This is a genomic window from Streptomyces luomodiensis, from assembly GCF_031679605.1.
GTDB classification, from domain to species: domain Bacteria; phylum Actinomycetota; class Actinomycetes; order Streptomycetales; family Streptomycetaceae; genus Streptomyces; species Streptomyces luomodiensis.
The window spans coordinates 301,489-318,241 of record NZ_CP117522.1 but is presented as its reverse complement, the minus strand read 5'-3'; the positions used below and the strand labels follow the sequence as shown (position 1 = coordinate 318,241).

The following is a 16,753-nucleotide window of genomic DNA, read 5'->3' as shown; positions in this document are numbered from 1 at the left end:
TACCTACTCCCCGTTGTCGGCGTCGGTGACGGTGCCGTCCTTGATGTACCGGGCCAGGTTGAGCTCGGGGGCGTCGAACCGGTCGCGGACTTCTTCGCCCCACAGGACGGTCTGGGTGCCCTCCCACTTCACCAGGCCGGGGTTGACCCCGAGCTTGAAGCCGCCCGGCAGTGGCTTGCCGTCCCGGTAGGGCAGGAAGTCCAGCGGTGTGGTGCCGTCGGTCGCGTACACGACGCAGTCGGAGAGGATCGCGACCGGGTACTGACCGGTGAACGCCGCATGCTTGACGATCTTGCGATGCAGGTTGATCCGGGTGCGGGAGATGACCGCCGCGCGGATGTCCGGCCGCCACGTGGGACGGGCGAGGGCCCGCCACGGCCGGCCCGGCCGCCAGCCTTCGCCGCGGGGCCGCTCGCGCAGCTTGCCCAGGCCGCCCTTGACCGTCGCCTTGATCGCGGAGACCACCATCGCCAGTTGCGGGTCGCGCTGCTGGTAGCCGTCCATGGCCGTCAGGAAGTCCGCCGGCGCCAGGTTCGCGTCGACGCCGAGGTCGGCCATCGTGGCCAGGTAGGCATCGCGCAACCGGTTGTACCAGGCGTCCAGGTAGCGGCCGTTGTCGTGGCGCACCCACGCCTCGATCGGGCGCACCTGGTACCCCAGCTCCTGGGCGTAGGCGACGGTGGGTGTCGCGTACCAGGCAGGGCCGTCGGGGCGCTCGCCCTTCGGCGTGAACGGGCTCGGCAGCAGGCTGCCGTCCAGATCCGCCCACGTGTCCTTGGCGATCTTCACCCGGGACAGGTCGACATGGGACAGGTCGACCAGCCACGATCCGGGCAGCTTCGCGTCGAACACCGGCGCCTTGACGTGCGTCGGCGCGCCGAGGCCCACGATCAGGCCGTTCGCTCCGGCGGCGAAGGCCATGTTCACGTCGATGCCCACCAGGTGCCGTCTGGTGCATTCGGCGTCGGTCATGGGCCGTGCCCAGTCGTACGCCTCCTCGAACAGCTTCTCGGCCGGGCCGCGCACGTGGAAGCGCGGCAGGTCCGCCAGCAGGGGATGCCCGTCGGGTGCCTCGCACGGAGCGCAGTCCACCGGGTCCTTGCCCAGCGAGCCGGGGTTGTGCTCGGAGTGCCGCTTGCCGTCGGCGTCCGGTTCGGAGGCGCGGGTGGCCGGGTGGAGCGCGGTCATCAGTTCCAGGCCGGTGACGGCGGTGGAGCCGCGCGGCGTCATCACCCGGGACGCGTACACCCCCAGGAGCCGGGCGAGTTCCGGCGGCGGAAGCTGGCCGGCGCGGCCCCAGTGCCGGGAGTCGAGCGCGTGCCAGGACGGGATGCACAGCTGCACGCAGGTCCGTTCCGCGCCCTGCGCGGGGCGGTAGACCCGCGCCCACGGCCCGAACCCGCGCTTCGTGAGCTTCCACTCGGCGCGGCTCAGCTGCTTGATGACCTTGTGCCCCTCCGGGATCCGCCCGGCGAGCCGCTCCTCCTCCGTGAGGGTGACCGGCAGCCCGTAGCGCTCCAGCGCGGCCTCGGTGAGCACGAGCAGCGGGTCGGCGTCCTTGCCCGGCCCGGACAGCTTCGGCTGCCCGAGCCTCGCCTCGCGCAGCGTCCAGTCCACCAGGGCCGGGAGAGACTTGGCGGGTACGTCCAGGATCAGGCCGCCGGGGCAGTACGCCAGCACCTGGCCGTCCTCGACGTCGACGACCGCGAGCGGTCCGTTCTCGAACCGCGCGGCGACCGGCGCCGGGGGGCCGGCCGGGGCCGCCTTCTTCACATCCGGGTGGCGCGACGTCGACGACGTCCTGGCGGTGCGCGCCGGACGCGGCGCAGCGGCAGCGGGCGGAGCGGGGGCGGGCTGGGCGTTTCCATGGGCTGCCGTCATGGCCGCGGCCTCCGGGGCCGGGCCGGTGGACACGGCCCGCTCCGCCGGGGCAGGCGTGCGGGGGGACGCGGCCGGCGCCGGCGCGGCCGTCGGCTCCCGCGGCGTCGCCGGCGCGGGGTAGAGTTCCGCGAGCTTGTTCAGCAGCCGTGCGTATGCCTCACGCTCCGGCCCGCGCGGCTCGGTGGGTTTCTTGCTGGACTCCCAGCCGGACACCGTCGCCCGGCGCACCTTCAGGGCGGCGGCCACTTCGTCCAGCGTCAGGCCGTGCGCCTGGCGCAGCCGCTTGCGCTCCCCTGCCGGCGGCAGCGGCGAGCGGGACGCGACCAGTGCGTCGACCGCGTCGAACAACTCGGACATGGGACACCTCCGGGTCGGCACCCTACCGCAACAACCGTACGGAGAGCGTACTTTTGCCGTACGGACGGCACGCGAAGGGTGTCCGAGTGCAACGCCGGCCCGTCTCGGCGACAGCCCATGCGTACTGGACCGTCGGATGCAGACCTCGAGTGGTAGGGGTGCGGGTCGATGCCGCACACGCCGTGAGGTGGCCGGTGGAGCGGTTCGTGACCGAGCAGCCGCCGTACTCGATCCTGGTCCGTGGCATCGAGGAGCACGTGCTCCCCCTCGGCGATCATCGGACCGCGCACCATGGAGCAGCTCAAGGCGTTCCTGCCCGCTGCCGACGTCACACTCTCGACCGATGTACTCGACCGCATCGACGAGATCGCGGCTCCCGGCGTGACGGTCAACCCCGCCGACAACAGCTACGGCGACTTCGAGCTACGGGCCGACCAACGGCGCCGCTGGCGCGCACCGGCCTCGCTTCCCGGGGGTCTGTTCACGACCGTACCGCCACGGCCGACGGCGGGTAAGGGCCAGACGTACGAGGGGCGGCGGCACCGGCCGGTGCCGCCGCCCAGCGTTGGCGGGCACGATCCTGAGGACCGATCACAGGCCGGCCGCGAGGCGGGTGAGGGTTTGGGTGGCGGGTTCGCTTCGGGCGTGGCGGTGGCCGGTGCCTGCCCACAGGTGGATCAGGGCGGTGTCATGGGCCGCGGTGGCGGCCTTGCGCAGGGCGCTGGTGAGGTGGTGGAGGGCGGGATAGCCCAGTGGGGCGATGGATTCGTAGTCGTCGATGAAGCGGTTGCGCAGGGCGCGGGCGGGGCGGCCGGTAAAGGCGCGGGTGGTGACGGTGGTGGTGAAGGCGGGGTCGCCGAGGGCGGCTTTGTGGGCGGCTGAGGCGCCGCTTTCGTGGGTGCGCAGCAGTGCGGTGCCGGCCATGGCGGCGTGGGCGCCGGCTTTCAGGGCGGCCGCGGTGTCGGCCGCGGTGGCGATGCCTCCTGCGGCGATGACCGGGAGGTGGGTGGTGTGGCGTACGTCGCTGACCAGGTCGGGCAGGGGGATGGGACGGGGGAGACGGTCGGGGGTGAGGGTCGCGGAGTGGCCGCCGGCGGCGGGGGCTTGGACGATCAGCAGATCGGCGCCGGTGTTCGCCGCGGCGAGGGCTTCTGCAGGCGAGGTGACGGTCTGGGCGACGAGGGTGCCCGCCTCCTGGAGGGCACGGACGGTGTCGGGAGCGGGCAGTCCGAAGGTGAAGGAGACCAAGGGCACGGGGTTGGCGAGCAGGAGGTCGAGTTTCCCGGTCCAGGCGTCGTCGTCTTCCGCGGGCGGCTCCGTGGGGAGGGTGAGACCGTAACGGTCGGCTTCTTTCTGTAGGGCGCGGGCGTAGGCGCGGTAGTGCTCCGCGGCGATGGGCACGGGGTTGGGGGCGAAGAGGTTGACGCCGAAGGGCAGGCCGTCGTCGCGGACTTGGGCGATCTGGGCGGCGAGGTCGTGCGGGGTTTTGTAGCCCCCGGCGAGGAAGCCGATACCTCCGGCGCGGGCGGCGGCCTTGACGAGGGCGGGGGTACTGGGGCCGCCGGCCATCGGGGCGGCCCAGACGGGCAGGGGCGTCTTCAGCGACGACAGGTCGCGGGGCATGCGGAGGCTCCCGGGGGTCAGGCGGCGGATGGTGACGTGGCGTGGGCGAGGTGGTGGGGGAAACGGATGCAGCAGGCGGCGGCGCCGCAGGCAGCTGCCAGGACCAGGGCGGCGGCGAGGAGGAGCGCCTGGTGGTAGCCGTGGCGCAGCAGCGGTGCGGCCAGGGGCGGACCGAGGACCTGTCCGATGCTGTAGCCGGCGGTGAGAAGGGCGACGGCGCGCGGGATGCGCAGGTGGGTGCCGATGGCCAGGGCCATGGTGCTCACGCCCATGAAGGTGGCGCCGAACAGCACGGCCGCGCCGAGGGCGGGGGTGCTGCCGGCGAAGAGGGCGGGCAGGGCGATGCCGGCGGCCTGGAGCGACAGCGACACCATCAGCAGGGCCGGGCGGGAGAAGCGGCGGGCCAGGCGCATCCACAGGGCGCAGGAGGGCAGCGCGGCCAGGCCCACCACGATCCAGGCGCTGTTGCCGATCCAGCCGGGCGCGCCCTGCTGGATGGCGGCGACCAGGAAGGTTCCGGCGATGATGTAACCGATGCCCTCCAGGGTGTAGCTGGCCATCAGGGCGAGGAACCAGCGGCGGGTGCGCGGTCGGGCCGGTACCCCATCCGCGGCGGGCGTGGCCGGAGCCGGGGCCGGAGTCGGTGGCGTCGCGAGACGCCAGGTGCCGGCGGCCAGGACTGCCGTCAGTGCCGCGCATGCCAGCCAGGCGGCCTGCCAGGAGCCGATCTGCTGGAGTACGGCCACCAGCAGACCGGACAGGGCGATGCCCGCGCCGACGCCGCCGAACGCCCAGCCGGCCATGTGCTGCGCGTGCGCGGCGAGCCCCGTCAGCAGGGCGCTCACGGCGATCATGAACACCAGGGCGCTGGCGGCGCCCGCCACCAGCCGCAGCGCCCACCAGACGTCGGGGTCATGGGTGAGGGGCATCGCGGCCATGGTGGCCGCAAGGAGGAGCAGCCCACAGCGCAGCGCGGTCGCCGACCGGACGAGGGCGGGCAGGGCGATGCCGAGCAGTGCGCCGATCAGGTAGCCGATGTAGTTGGCCGTGGCCAGGGATGCCCCCGACCCGTCCGACAGTCCGGCCTGCGTGTGCATGAGCGGCATGATCGGCGTGTACGCGAACCGGCCCACTCCCATCGCGGCGGCCAGGGCCGCCGCGGCGCGTGCGACGGTCGGCCAGGGTGAGGCCGCCGACGAGCCGGCGGGCGCGAGCACCATAGTTGGGATCACCTTTTCGTTGACGATGAGGTGCCATTGACGCTAGGCCGCCCGCACGGCGCTGAGAAATACCGGTTACGCTGCACATATGCGGCAGCGGCATGAATGGGGGCAGCGATGACGGCGGCGTCCGACAGCGGCATCGAGCTGAGACATCTGCGGGCATTCGCCGCGGTGGCCCGGCATCGCTCCTTCACCCGGGCCGCCGAACACCTGCTGATCGCCCAGCCGGCGTTGAGCCGTACCGTCGCGCAACTGGAGACCGCCCTCGACGTACGGCTGCTGGACCGTTCCACCCGCCACGTGGACCTGACCGACGCGGGCGCCAGGTTCCTCCCCCACGTCGAGCGCACCCTGGCCGCCTTCGACCAGGCTCTGGCCGCCGCCCAAGGCGAGTCGGTGCTGCGGCTCGGCTTCAGCTGGCTGCTGCCCGATCCCTGGGCCCAGCACGCGATCGCCCGTTTCGAGCGGGACACCGGCGCCCGCATCACCCTGGTCCGCAGCGACGACCCGCTCGACGACCTGGACCGCCTCGGTGTCGATGTCGCCCTCCTGCGCGGTACCCAGCCCGTGCCCCCGCCCGTGTGCACGGTGCACCTGTACGACGAGAGGCGCACCGCCGTATGCGCTCGCGGCGGCGAACCGGCCATCGCCGACCACCTGAGCTGGAAAGACGCCCACCAGTGGACGCTGGTGGTCAACACCGCCAGCGGTACCACCGGCCCCTGGTCCTGGCCCGCCGGAGACGGTCCCCGACACATCGTGGAAACCGCGAACTTCGACGAGTGGCTCGAGTCAGTGGCCGCGGGCCGCGGTATCGGCGTCGTTCCCGACACCGCCCAGCGCCGCATCCACCACCCGGCGCTGCGCTTCGTCCCACTGGACGACGCACCGCCCATCCCCGTCCGCCTCGCCTACCACCCCAACACCCACTCCGCCATGCTGCGACGCTTCCTCGACGCGGCTCTCACGGCCGCGGCAGGCAGCTGACCGCCGGTAGGAAGGCGAAGAGATCAGAGCTGTTCGTCGGGGAGGTGGGGCCCGGCGGTCACGACGGCGTGCACGACCCCGGCGACGAGTTGCCGGTTGAGGGGGGCGGCGTCGAAGCGGCGGTGCATGGGCCAGCCCTCGATCAGGGCGTCGAGGGCTCGGGCCACTCCGGGAGTGAAGTGCAGGGCGAGGCTCTCGCGGCTGCGCGCCAGCCAGGAGCGGGTGGTCGCGGCTACCGCGGTGTTGTGGTTGGCGTACGCGTACATCTCGAAGATGAGCGTCATGTCGCGGTCGGTGGCGTAGGCCGGTCCGCAGATCAGCTCGACCACGGCTGCCTCGGCCTCGGCGGTCGACCCGGCGCTGTGCAGGGTGCGGCGGTAGAGCTGGGACATCGTGTCGGCGAGGCGGGCGAACGCCAGCGCCAGCAGATCGTCCATGCCGTCGAAGTAGTACGTCAGCGAGCCCAGCGGGACGCCGGCCCGTGAGGCGATCTTGCGATGGGTCGTCTTGTGAACGCCGCCCTCGGCGATGACGTCGAGGGCGGCGTCGAGGATCCGGTCCCTGCGCCCGGGATCGTTGGGGATCTCACGCCGTGTGCCGCTCACGCCTCCAATGTGTCACAACGGAACTCCGGCCAAGTGTGTACGCTCGTACAGACTCGTGTGTTCGGCCATCTGCTGGAGGCATCCCTGTGACGGTCAGTCTCGGTCGGCGTCGGATCGCCGTGTTCGCCCTGTTCTTCCTGCCCGGCGTGGCCATGGCGTCCTGGGTGACACGCACCCCCGACGTGCGCGACCTGCTCGGGGCCTCCACCGGACGCATGGGCCTGGTCCTGTTCGGGCTCTCGGTGGGGTCCATGGTGGGCATCCTGTGCTCGGGGCCGCTGGTGTCCCGCTGGGGCGCCCGGCCCGTCATCGCGGCCGGAACGCTGGCGACCGCCGCGGGATCCGGCGTCATCGGTGTGGGGGCCGCGGCGGGCGCGGATCCGGTCGTGGCCCTCGGGCTCGGACTCATCGGCCTCGGGATGGGCGGCGGTGAGGTGGCCCTCAACGTCGAAGGGGCGGAGGTGGAACGGCTGCTCGGCCGGTCCACCCTCCCCGCGATGCACGGCTTCTACAGTCTCGGCACGGTGGCCGGCGCGGTCGTCGGCATGCTGCTCACCGCCCTCTCGTTCCCCGTCCTGTGGCATCTCGCCGTCGTCGCCGCCGTGGTACTGGCCGTCCTGGTGCCGATGATCCGCTACGTTCCTGCCGGGGTGGGCCGACGAACCGGCCAGGACAGCGGAACGCACCCGCGGGACGCCGCGCGCCCCCCGGTGTGGAGGGAGCCGAAACTGCTGCTCATCGGCGGCATCATCCTCGCCCTTGCCATGGCCGAGGGAACGGCGAACGACTGGCTGCCGCTGGTCATGGTCGACGGTCATGGCTTCGACCCCGCGCTCGGATCGGCCGTGTTCGCGGTCTTCGCGGCCTCGATGACCGTGGGCCGCTTCGCGGGCGGCCGGTTCGTCGACCGCTACGGACACGCGGCCGCCCTGTGCGCCAGCGCGGTCATCGGCGCCGTCGGCATCGCACTCGTGATCCTGGTCGACAACCAGGCCGTCGCGGCGACAGCCGCCGTGCTGTGGGGCATCGGCGCGTCGCTGGGCTTCCCCGTGGCGCTCTCCGCGGCCGGCGGCTCCGGCGACGACTCCGCGGCGAGGGTCTCCCTCGCCGCCACCCTCGGCTACGTCGCCTTCCTCGTGGGACCGCCCTCACTCGGCCATCTCGGCGAACGCTTCGGACTCCGCAACGCGCTGTTCCTGGTCCTGATACTCGTGGTGGCGGCATCCTTCGCCACGCCTGCCGCCCGCCCCGCACGTACCCCGTGAACGGCGTCGGCGAACGGTCGGCGTCGCGGAGGTCGTAGCGCTCGTCGAAGCAGCCGGCAAGGGGATCACGGCGGAGGCGGCTGGTCGGTACCGTGCGCTATGCTTGATCTTGTCGCGGCCGCCCGAACTCCGGGCAGCCGGCCGCGCGTTGGTGGTCCAAGGAAAGACACCCCGCTTCCTGCGGGGAGATGCAGGTGCAAGGCCTGCCCAGCGCTCAGGGGACGAGCCCACTCCGCATGCGGAGTGGGCTCGTTGCGCTTCACCTCAGGTGACCACGGGGATGAAGATGGTATCGACGATCTCCTGGATGGCTTGGGAAGACATCGGCCTCAGGTCCATGAGTACTTCGTGTCTGAGCAAGTCGTAGGGCAACCGCGCGATGCGTGAGGTCAGCTTCGCACCATCGATCTCCCCTCGTTCGACGGCGCGGTGCGTGACGGACTCGATCAGCGCCCACCTCTGATCGATCAAGGACGCACGCAGCTCGGCAGGCGTTGTTCCCGTCTCCTCGAAGTAGGCGGCCAACTGTGCGGTCATGGCCACGGCGAACATGGTGAACGCCCCGTTGAGCTGTTCGAGCAGCGCGATCGTGTCATCGCGCAGGGACCCGGTGTCAGGGTCGACGAGCGAGAACTGATCGCTGGCACGGCCGATGGCATCACGAACGAGCATGTCCTTGGTCGCCCAGTGGCGGTTGACGACCGGCCGACTGGTGCCGGCGCGTTCCGCGACCGCGGCGAAGGTGAGCCCCGCGTATCCGCGTTCCATCAGCTCCTCCCATGCGGCGTCGAGCAGCGCGGCCCTGAGCTCTGCGCCATGCCGGCGACGCCGGGGAGTGGATTCCGACCTTGCAAGATGCATGAATGCATCTTAGGGTCGCTGTCAGACCTGCGACAAGCAGGTCAACGCATCTCGCGCGCCGGTCACTTCGCCACGGCACCGGCGCGATGCGTCGCGTCACGAAAGGAAACGCAGTGAGCGCCAGTGCCGACGTGCAATCGTCCACCTCGGTGACAGTCGAAGTGCACACCATGGGCCGCACCTTCGACGAGTCCGCAATCGACCAGTGGGAGCTGAAGGCCGCACGGCGAGCCCTGAAGAACCTGAAGACGGTAGCCAGTGGTCAGGTGATGATGGACCTCCTTGCCGAGCAGATAGACGCCGGAGACCGTTACCAGAAGGAGCTCATCTCGGCTTCGGGCGGCACCTACCGTGAGTCACGCACAGAATTCCACGTTCGCGGACTCAGCGGCACCGACCTGGCCGGCTGGTTCCACGCCCAGGCCGGCACCGGCCGCTTCCAGGACAAGATGTCGCTCGTCAACGCGCACCCCGAGCACTACGTGGAGCCGCCGAACTACACCGGAGGGATGGTGGAGACGATCGGCGGCCACCTCACCCGGTTCAAGGTCTCGGTGGCCCACGAACTGCCTGCTCCGGTCGGCGCGTACCTCGACGCGTCCTACCCGGTGACGCTGATGAACGCTCTCCTCAGCTTGGATGACGGCACCCCCTTCGCGTACTGCCTGCACCAAGCGCGGGACACCGATACCGGCGCGGACGTCGTCGTACGCGTCATCTATCCGTCCGCCGCCCCGGATTCGATGATCGAGGGGCACTGCGAACACCTGGCGATCGAATTCCGCAGCTGGATCCGCAACGCGGCGGCCGCGACCCGGTGAGCACGACCTTTCGGCTACCCGAACACGGCGTCATGGAAGGCGATTTCGGCCTCGAGCATGCCGGTGAACCAGCGGGTCAGCCGCTCCTGGGGTAGGTCGTCCGGCAGGGCGTCGACCTCCGCTGCCAGTGCCCGTACCCCGTCCCGGAACGTCTGGTCGGCATGGAGCGACACCCATGCGCTCATCGCGCCCTCGGGGACGGTGCCGCGCTCATGTGCCCGGGTGCACCAGGTGAGGTACAGGCTCTCCGCGGCGAACAGCATCGTCATCACCGCCGGGTAGCCGCCTTCCCGTGCCACGTCGAGCGCGTACCGCGACAACACCTCGGCCCGCCGGGCGGCGTCCGGCCGGGCGGGGACGGGCCAGGCGGCGCGGGCTTCGCGGAAGTAGTCCGCCTGGGTGGTGGTCAGCGCGTGGACCGCCCGTGCGTTGCGCTCCAGCGCCGTCCGGTTGGGCGCGCCCCACACGGCCAGTCCGTGCAGTCGGGTGGCCGTCTCCACGAACGCGGCCTCGATCTCCAGGTAGTCGGCGTAGTCGGCGTCGCTGATCGTGCCGGCCGTGACCTCCGTGACGAAACGCATGCGCAGCGCCCGGTCCATGGTCGGGGCAGCGGCCTCGAGGAGCTGCTCGGACCGGCTCCGGCTCATCGGGACAGCCATTCGACGAGGCCGCCGAACACCTGGGCGTAGCCGTCCCACTGCTCGCAGAACGATGCGGGCGCCCAGTGCGGGGAGCAGTCGGAGGTGAAGACCGCCGACCGTCCCGAGCCGTACTCGGCCACCGCCACCAGGGGATCGCCGCCCAGGGTGGCCAGGACCTCGGCGCCGGGACGCGGCCGGACGCGGTTGTAGCCGAGCAGCAGCGGCCACTCGCCGGTCACACCGCCGAGGGCGGGATGGCCGGTGCCGACGGCCGACGGGCGGCCGCCCGCGGGGAGTTCGACGCGGTCGTCCTCGGGCAGCAGCTCGACCGGCAGCACCTCGTGCAGCGCGGTGTTGCGGTAGGCGGCCTTGCCCTCGAAACCGGTGAAGGAGAGGTAGCCGCCGACCATCAGCAGCCCGCCGCCGTCGCCGACCCACCCGCGCAGTGCGTCGATCCGGTCGGCACCCGGCGTGCCCTGCTCGAACACCTCGGGGGCGAGCTGGAGGGAGTTCGCCCCGATGTCGGAGAGTATGACGACGTCGTAGGCGGCGAGTGCCTCGGCATCGCCCGGGAACTGCCCGGGTACCAGGTGCGCGGGCAGGTGCGCGACCTGGTGCCCGCGGCCCTCCAGCGCCCGGCGCAACGGTTCGACGCCGGTCACATAGGTACTGGTGGTGAACGAGTCGACTCCCTTGATGTGCGTGGACTGGGAGATCCAGCTCTCACCGGCTATCAGGACACGGCTCACGGGGTGCTCCTTGGTGCGGGGATCGGGGGAAACGCTGGGACGGTGGTCAGGACGAGGCGGCGTGTTCGAACAGCCGGGCCGGGTTGGCGCGCAGCAGGTCCGCCGCGGTTCGCTGGGGAACGCCGTGCTCGACGAGCCGGGAGAGGAACAGCTCCGGCACATAGCGGAAGCCGTTGCCGCCGTAGGCGGTGAGCATGCTCTTGAGGAACACGTCGTGGCTGAGCAGCAGGCGGTCACCGTGGCCGCGGGCGATGAGCCCGGCGATCGCGTGCGCGGTCTCGTGGGGTGCCGGGGACTGCCCCTCGCCGGGGTAGCGGAACGGCATGCCGATCATGTCGAACTCGAGCCAGACGCCGCGGTCGGCGACCGACCGCTGATAGTCCGGGTCGGCGTGCGAGGGGTCCATGTGGCACAGCACCACGGCGGCCGGCGCCACCCCGTACTCTCCCAGCACCAGGTCGAGGACCTCGTGGGCGCGGCGCTGCCAGCCGGGCAGGTGGACATAGAGGGGGACACCGGTCTCGCGCTGGGTACGCGCGGCGGCGCGCAGCGCGGTGCGCTCGCCCTCGGTGAACCGTGGGGAGACTCCGATCTCGCCGATGACGCCCGGCCGGATCCCGGTGCCGTCGGCGCCCTCGGTGAACTCGGCCAGCAAGGCGACGGCGAGCCGGCGCTCGTCCGCCGGCGACAGCGGGCGGGGGTGGTAGGGCTCCAGGTACCAGCCGCAGCCCATGACGACCCGTACTCCGCTGTCTTCGGACAGCGCGCGCAGCACCTCCGGGTCGCGGCCCAGTCCGCCCGGGGTGACATCGACGATCGTGCCGCCCCCGCCGGCGGCGAACGCGCGCAGGTCGGCCAGCATCCCTTCGGTGTCGTCGAGCACACAGTGGTCCAGGCAGGCGTAGGGCTGCTCGCGCAGCAGCCAGGCCAGTTCGGGTGTGGTGCGGGCGTCGCGCAGATGGCCGAGCCCGGGGTCGGCCGGGGTGGTGGCGGCCTTGCGGACGTCGTTGCGCAGATGCTCATGGGTGAGGGTGAGACCGAGCCCGGTGCTGGGCACGGGGCCGGTCACCGTGGTCACCGTACGGGGGAGGGGGCCGCCGCTCATGAGCGGCCCGTCAGATGGGCGAACAGATCGGCCATCGCCCGGCCGCGCAGGTTCAGCCAGATCGCGGCGAGCAGCACCAGTCCGGTGACGATGGGGGTGAGGAACGGGCTCACCCCGAGCAGGTTGAGGCCGTTGGCGATGACTCCGGTGATGAGGGCGCCGATGACGGTGCCGAGCACGGTGCCCCGGCCGCCGAACAGGTTGGTGCCACCGAGCACGACCGCGGCGATCACGGTGAGTTCGAAGCCCTGCCCGGAGTTGGCGGAGCCGGAGCCCAGCCGGGCCGCGGTGAGCAGCCCGGCGACGCCGGCGGCCACACCGGTCAGCATCAGGGTGAGCATCTTGATCCGGGCAGTGTTCACCCCGGCTCGCCGCACCGACTCCTCCTGGGAGCCGATGCCGTTGACATAGGAGCCGAACGGCAGCTTCGACAGCAGGACCGCTCCGATGGCGACCGCGACCAGGGCGATCCAGGCCAGCGCGGACAGTCCGAGGAAGGAGGCGTCGCCGAGCTTGGCGACGAAGAGCCGGGCGTCGATGGGGACGGAGAACCCCTTCGTCCACAGCTGTGCCAGGCCGCGGACGACCGACATGGTGGCCAGGGTGACGATGAACGGGGGGATCTTCTGATAGGCCGACAGCCATCCGTTGACCGCGCCCCAGAAGAGCCCGGCGAGCAGCGCCACGACGATCACCACGGAGGAGTCCCAGCCGGCCTGGAGCATCTCGGCGGTGCAGGTGGCGGTGAACGCGAGGATCGATCCCACGGACAGGTCGATCTGCCCGGTGCTGATCACGAAGGTCATGGCGACCGCCACGATCAGGGTGATCGCCACCTGTGTGGCCAGGTTGGACAGGTTGGTGAAGGTCAGGAAGTTGGGGGCGGCGATACCGAAGCCGAGGAAGAGTGCGACGCCCACGCCGAGCATGGCCACGGTGGCCTTGTTGGCGCGCTGCCAGCGGCCCGGGGGCCGGCCCAGTACGGCGGTGGTGCGCATCGCGGTGTCGGCGCTCATCTCAGGCCACCTCCGTGGTGCCGGGCCCGCCGGTCGTGACGTCGGATCGAGTGATCATGGCGACGAGCCGTTCGATGTCGAGTTCGGAGATCGGGGCGTCCTCGACGCTGCGCCCCTCGTACATCACGGTGATCCGGTCGCAGACCTCGAACAGGTCCTGCAATCGGTGGGTGATCAGGATGACGCCGACGCCCTGGGCGGCGACGTCGCGGATCATCTTCAGCACCTGCCGCACCTCGGCGACGGCGAGCGCGGCGGTGGGCTCGTCCAGGATCAGCACGCGCGGGCGGAAGGACACCGCTCGGGCGATCGCCACGGCCTGCCGCTGTCCTCCGGACAGCTCGCCGATCTCCTGGTAGGTGGACTTCACCCGGACGTGCAGTTCGGAGAGGGTTTCGGCCGCTCGGGCGTGCATCGTCGCGCGGTCGATGAAGGGGCCTTTGCGCGGTTCACGGCCGAGGAACAGGTTGCTGGCCACATCGAGCGTGTCGCACAGGGCGAGGTCCTGGTAGACGATGCCGACCCGCTCGCGGCGGGCGTCGGCGGGGCTGGTGAAGCGGACGTCGCGGCCGTCGATGGAGATCTGCCCGCCATCGTGCTGCACCGCACCGGCCAGGACCTTCATCAGGGTCGACTTCCCGGCGCCGTTGTCGCCGACCAGGCCGAGCACCTCGCCCGGGGCCAGGGTCAGGTCGACGCCGCGCAGCGAGCGGACGGCGCCGAACGATTTGGTGATTCCTCTCAGGGAGACCAGCGCGCTCTCGCCCATCACTTCTCCAGGTAGTAGAGGTAGTTCTTGACGTTGTCCGGGGTCACCAGCTGGGTGGGAACGGGCACGTTTTTGCGGGTGGCGCGGCCGCAGGCCAGGTCGATCGCGGAATTCATGGCCTCGTAGCCGAACCGGAAGGTGTTCTGCTGCAGGACGCCGGTGATCCAGCCGTCCCGCAGCCCGTCGACGGCCTGGCTGGACAGATCCCACCCGACGACCTTGAGGTCCTCGGTGCGGTGCTGGCTGACCACGGCGGCGGCCAGGCCGATCAGCGCGGGCTCCCCGGTGGCGTAGGCGTACTTCAGGCCGGGGTCGCGGGTGAGCAGGTTCTCGGCGGCGGTCTGGGCGTTCTCCTGGATGTTGCGGCCGTCGACCACGTTCTGGATCTTCATGCCCTTGGCGGTGACGGTGTCGGTGAATCCTTTCTGCCGCTCGTTCTGGATGGTGCTGTTGAGCGCGCCGACGACGCCGACACCACCGCGGTTGCCGGCGGTCTTGAGCAGGGCCTCGCCGATCCGCCGGCCGCCTTCCACGTTGCCGGTGCCGACCTGGACGGAGACCGCGGGGTCATCCACGGTGGCGTCCACGGCGACGACCGGCACGCCTGCCGCCTTGGCCCGGCGGATGGCGGGCTTGATGCCCTCGGTGTCGACCGCGTCCACGATGATGGCGTCGTAGTGGTTGGCGACCAGGTCGTCGATGGCGTTGGCCTGGGTGGCGGAGTCGTCGTTGCCGTTGACGATCTGGGTTTTGACACCGGCCTTGCGGGCCACGGTCCGGGCGCCGGTGTTGATCTGGTTGAAGAACAGCGCCTGGAGGTTGATGGGGACGATACCGATCTTCGGAGTGTGGCCGCGGACGGTACAGGAGTCGGCGACCTCCGCGGGCGGCGGTGGGCCCTGTTCGGTGTTCTTCTTCTCGGCCGCCATCTCGCGGCGGGCCTGGGTGTCGCAGCCGACGGTCGTCAGCAGCAGGCCCAGCGCGACCACGGCCGTCACTGTCTGGCGCATCTGCTCTCCTTGTCTACTGGGAGCGGGCCCGCTCCGGGGCAAAAGTGGCGTGGGCTTCGAGCCAGGAGTCGATGGCCCGCCGGTCGGGCAGCCCCTCCCGGGCGCCGGGCCGGGTGCAGGACAGGCCGGCGGCGACGGCGGCGAAGCGCGCCGCCTCCAGCGGGGGCCGGCCCCGGTCCAGTTCGGCGCAGTACGCGCCGGTGAAGCAGTCCCCGGCCCCGGTGGCGTCGACCGTGTCCACTTCGATCGCCGGGCCGTCGTGGCGTTCGCCGGCCGGGGTCAGCAGTGTCCAGCCGCGCGAACCGTCGGTCACGACCAGATGGACGTCCATCTCGGCGGCGGCCCGAGCCAGGGCCGGCTCTCCGCCGAGCAGCGCGACGGCCAGCGGCCGGCCGATGACCACGTGATCGGCCGTGGCCAGCGCGGTGCGCAGGGCCTCGACCCGGTCGCAGCCGTCGAGGTCCACCACCAGGCCGGGTCCGGGCTCCCCGGCCGGGGCGCCGGCGGCGGCCTCGGCCAGCGCGGCGGCGGCCTCGGGGAAGCGGTAGCCGTCGAGGTAGAGCCAGTCCGCCCCGGCCTCGCGCGCCGCCCGCGCCGTGCGGACGATGTGCTGGGCGTCCAGCTCGTCGTCCTGGCTGATGACGGCGCGCTCACCGTCCGGGGTGAGCAGCACGACAGCGGTGGTGAGGGTGCCGGTGCGGGCCGTCCAGTCGGTGCGGACCCCGTCGGCGGCGAGTGCGGCGAGGAACGCCGTACTCTGCGGATCCGGTCCGACCACGCCGGCGAACCACGCATCGGCCCCCGTCCGGGCCGCGGCCGCCGAGGCGTTGGCAGCCATCCCGCCGTGGCCATGGCGGATGGCGGTCGCCTGCACGCGGGCACCGGGAGCGGGCAGCTCCGGAACACCGACGGTCAGGTCGATGTTGGCGTACCCGCAGAAGACGATCACGGGAGCACCACTCCGGCCTTGGCCGCCGCGGCGGTCAGCTCGCGGACCTTGGCCTGGTCGACCCGGCCCCACCAGCGGCCGTTGTCCTTCACCGAGGACGCGACGATCACACCGTCGCAGGCGGGCAGCAGGCCGCCGATGTTGCCCGCGGTGATACCGGAGCCGATCACCACCGGCAGGGTGGTGTGGGCGGCGATGCCCTCGACCTCCTCCAGTGAGGCGGCGTCCCCGGTCCGGGAGCCGGTGGCGATCAGCACATCGGCGCCGAAGAACTCGGCGTCCTCCGTCTGTTCGGCCAGCGTGCGGTCGGCGACGATGGCGTGCGAACCGTGCTTGACGTGCACATCGGCGAAGACCTTGACCGGGCCGGCGCCGATCCGGCTGCGATAGCGGGTGGCGTGTGCCGACTGGCCCTCGATGATGCCCTCGTTGGCGACATAGGCATTGGCCCACTGGTTGACCCGTACGAACCCGCCGCCGCCGGACCAGGCGGAGGCGATCGCGCATTCGGCGGCGTTGGACAGCACGCTGACCCCCAGCCTGCCGCCGGCATCCTCCAGCAGGGAGTGCCGCACCCGGTCGGTCACCACGGCCATCGCCGCCGATGTCTCATAGCCGTGTTCGCCCGGTTTGAGGAACGGGATGTCCCAGTGGTTCTCCACGATCAGCCCGTGGCAGCCGCCCTCCAGATAGGCCCGCGCCTCCTCGACCGCGAAGGCGCAGATCTCGTCCAGCGGGGCGCCCTGGTAATGCGGGCTGCCGGGCAGCGGTGGCAGATGTACCACGCCGATGACGACCTTCGAGGTGCCGAACAGTTCCTCAATCGCGTTCGGCCGGGGCGGGAACACCCCTAGGTCGTTTGTGCTCCCGGATGTCTTCATCGCGCCACCT

Annotated in this window: 16 protein-coding genes; 3 read left to right on the top strand and 13 right to left on the bottom strand. The window is 71.5% G+C overall.

The annotated features are described in order from the left end of the window. Positions 1-3: 3 nt before the first annotated feature. The 3 genes from tap to PS467_RS01470 form a co-directional block, all read right to left on the bottom strand. Positions 4-2,238, bottom strand: coding sequence for a telomere-associated protein Tap (gene tap, locus PS467_RS01485; protein ID WP_311033574.1), 2,235 nt, complete (start codon positions 2,236-2,238; stop codon positions 4-6). A gap of 591 nt (positions 2,239-2,829) precedes the next feature. Then, a complete protein-coding gene (locus PS467_RS01475; RefSeq protein WP_311033573.1) occupies positions 2,830-3,861 on the bottom strand; it encodes a nitronate monooxygenase in 1,032 nt (343 codons plus the stop codon). A gap of 17 nt (positions 3,862-3,878) precedes the next feature. Continuing rightward, positions 3,879-5,081, bottom strand: coding sequence for a YbfB/YjiJ family MFS transporter (locus PS467_RS01470; protein ID WP_311033572.1), 1,203 nt, complete (start codon positions 5,079-5,081; stop codon positions 3,879-3,881). A 117-nt stretch (positions 5,082-5,198) separates the two neighbouring features. Here PS467_RS01470 and PS467_RS01465 point away from each other — a divergent pair, with 117 nt between their 5' ends. Further along, positions 5,199-6,071, top strand: coding sequence for a LysR family transcriptional regulator (locus PS467_RS01465; RefSeq protein ID WP_311033571.1), 873 nt, complete (start codon positions 5,199-5,201; stop codon positions 6,069-6,071). 23 nt (positions 6,072-6,094) lie between these two features. On the opposite strand, the gene PS467_RS01460 is transcribed toward PS467_RS01465, so the two are convergent. Further along, complete coding sequence (locus PS467_RS01460; RefSeq protein WP_311033570.1) at positions 6,095-6,676, bottom strand: TetR/AcrR family transcriptional regulator; 582 nt, start codon at positions 6,674-6,676, stop codon at positions 6,095-6,097. Between the two features lie 86 nt (positions 6,677-6,762). Between PS467_RS01460 and PS467_RS01455 the strand changes: the two genes are divergently transcribed. Further along, positions 6,763-7,941, top strand: a complete 1,179-nt coding sequence (locus tag PS467_RS01455) for an MFS transporter (protein WP_311033569.1) — start codon at positions 6,763-6,765, stop codon at positions 7,939-7,941. Positions 7,942-8,205: 264 nt separating this feature from the next. Here the strand turns inward: PS467_RS01455 and PS467_RS01450 are convergent, their stop codons facing one another. Next, on the bottom strand, positions 8,206-8,802 hold the full coding sequence (locus PS467_RS01450; protein WP_311033568.1) for a TetR/AcrR family transcriptional regulator: 597 nt from the start codon (positions 8,800-8,802) through the stop codon (positions 8,206-8,208). A gap of 113 nt (positions 8,803-8,915) precedes the next feature. Here PS467_RS01450 and PS467_RS01445 point away from each other — a divergent pair, with 113 nt between their 5' ends. Then, a complete protein-coding gene (locus PS467_RS01445; protein ID WP_311033567.1) occupies positions 8,916-9,623 on the top strand; it encodes a hypothetical protein in 708 nt (235 codons plus the stop codon). A gap of 14 nt (positions 9,624-9,637) precedes the next feature. Here PS467_RS01445 and PS467_RS01440 read toward each other — a convergent pair whose 3' ends face one another. From PS467_RS01440 to PS467_RS01405, 8 genes are read right to left on the bottom strand one after another with little or no spacing between them, the layout of a single operon-like run. Continuing rightward, entirely contained in the window at positions 9,638-10,270 is a 633-nt protein-coding gene (locus PS467_RS01440; RefSeq protein WP_311033566.1) for a TenA family protein, read from the bottom strand. Then, complete coding sequence (locus PS467_RS01435; RefSeq protein WP_311033565.1) at positions 10,267-11,013, bottom strand: glutamine amidotransferase; 747 nt, start codon at positions 11,011-11,013, stop codon at positions 10,267-10,269. The genes PS467_RS01440 and PS467_RS01435 overlap by 4 nt, the downstream gene beginning before the upstream one ends. Positions 11,014-11,059: 46 nt before the next feature. Further along, on the bottom strand, positions 11,060-12,082 hold the full coding sequence (locus PS467_RS01430; protein ID WP_311033564.1) for a phosphotriesterase family protein: 1,023 nt from the start codon (positions 12,080-12,082) through the stop codon (positions 11,060-11,062). Between the two features lie 32 nt (positions 12,083-12,114). Next, positions 12,115-13,134: an ABC transporter permease gene (locus PS467_RS01425; RefSeq protein ID WP_311033563.1), complete on the bottom strand. Its 1,020-nt coding sequence runs from the start codon at positions 13,132-13,134 to the stop codon at positions 12,115-12,117. A 1-nt stretch (position 13,135) separates the two neighbouring features. Beyond that, positions 13,136-13,903 carry an ATP-binding cassette domain-containing protein gene (locus tag PS467_RS01420; RefSeq protein ID WP_311033562.1) on the bottom strand — a complete coding sequence of 256 codons (768 nt, stop codon included), beginning with the start codon at positions 13,901-13,903 and terminating at the stop codon, positions 13,136-13,138. After that, the gene (locus PS467_RS01415) at positions 13,903-14,913 is read right to left on the bottom strand and encodes a substrate-binding domain-containing protein (protein ID WP_311033561.1); all 1,011 of its coding nucleotides are present in this window, start codon (positions 14,911-14,913) and stop codon (positions 13,903-13,905) included. The genes PS467_RS01420 and PS467_RS01415 overlap by 1 nt, the downstream gene beginning before the upstream one ends. Positions 14,914-14,926: 13 nt before the next feature. Further along, entirely contained in the window at positions 14,927-15,862 is a 936-nt protein-coding gene (locus PS467_RS01410; RefSeq protein ID WP_311033560.1) for a carbohydrate kinase family protein, read from the bottom strand. Then, on the bottom strand, positions 15,859-16,743 hold the full coding sequence (locus PS467_RS01405) for a BtpA/SgcQ family protein (protein ID WP_311033559.1): 885 nt from the start codon (positions 16,741-16,743) through the stop codon (positions 15,859-15,861). Before PS467_RS01405 ends, PS467_RS01410 begins: the two co-directional genes overlap by 4 nt. Between the last annotated feature and the right edge of the window lie 10 nt (positions 16,744-16,753).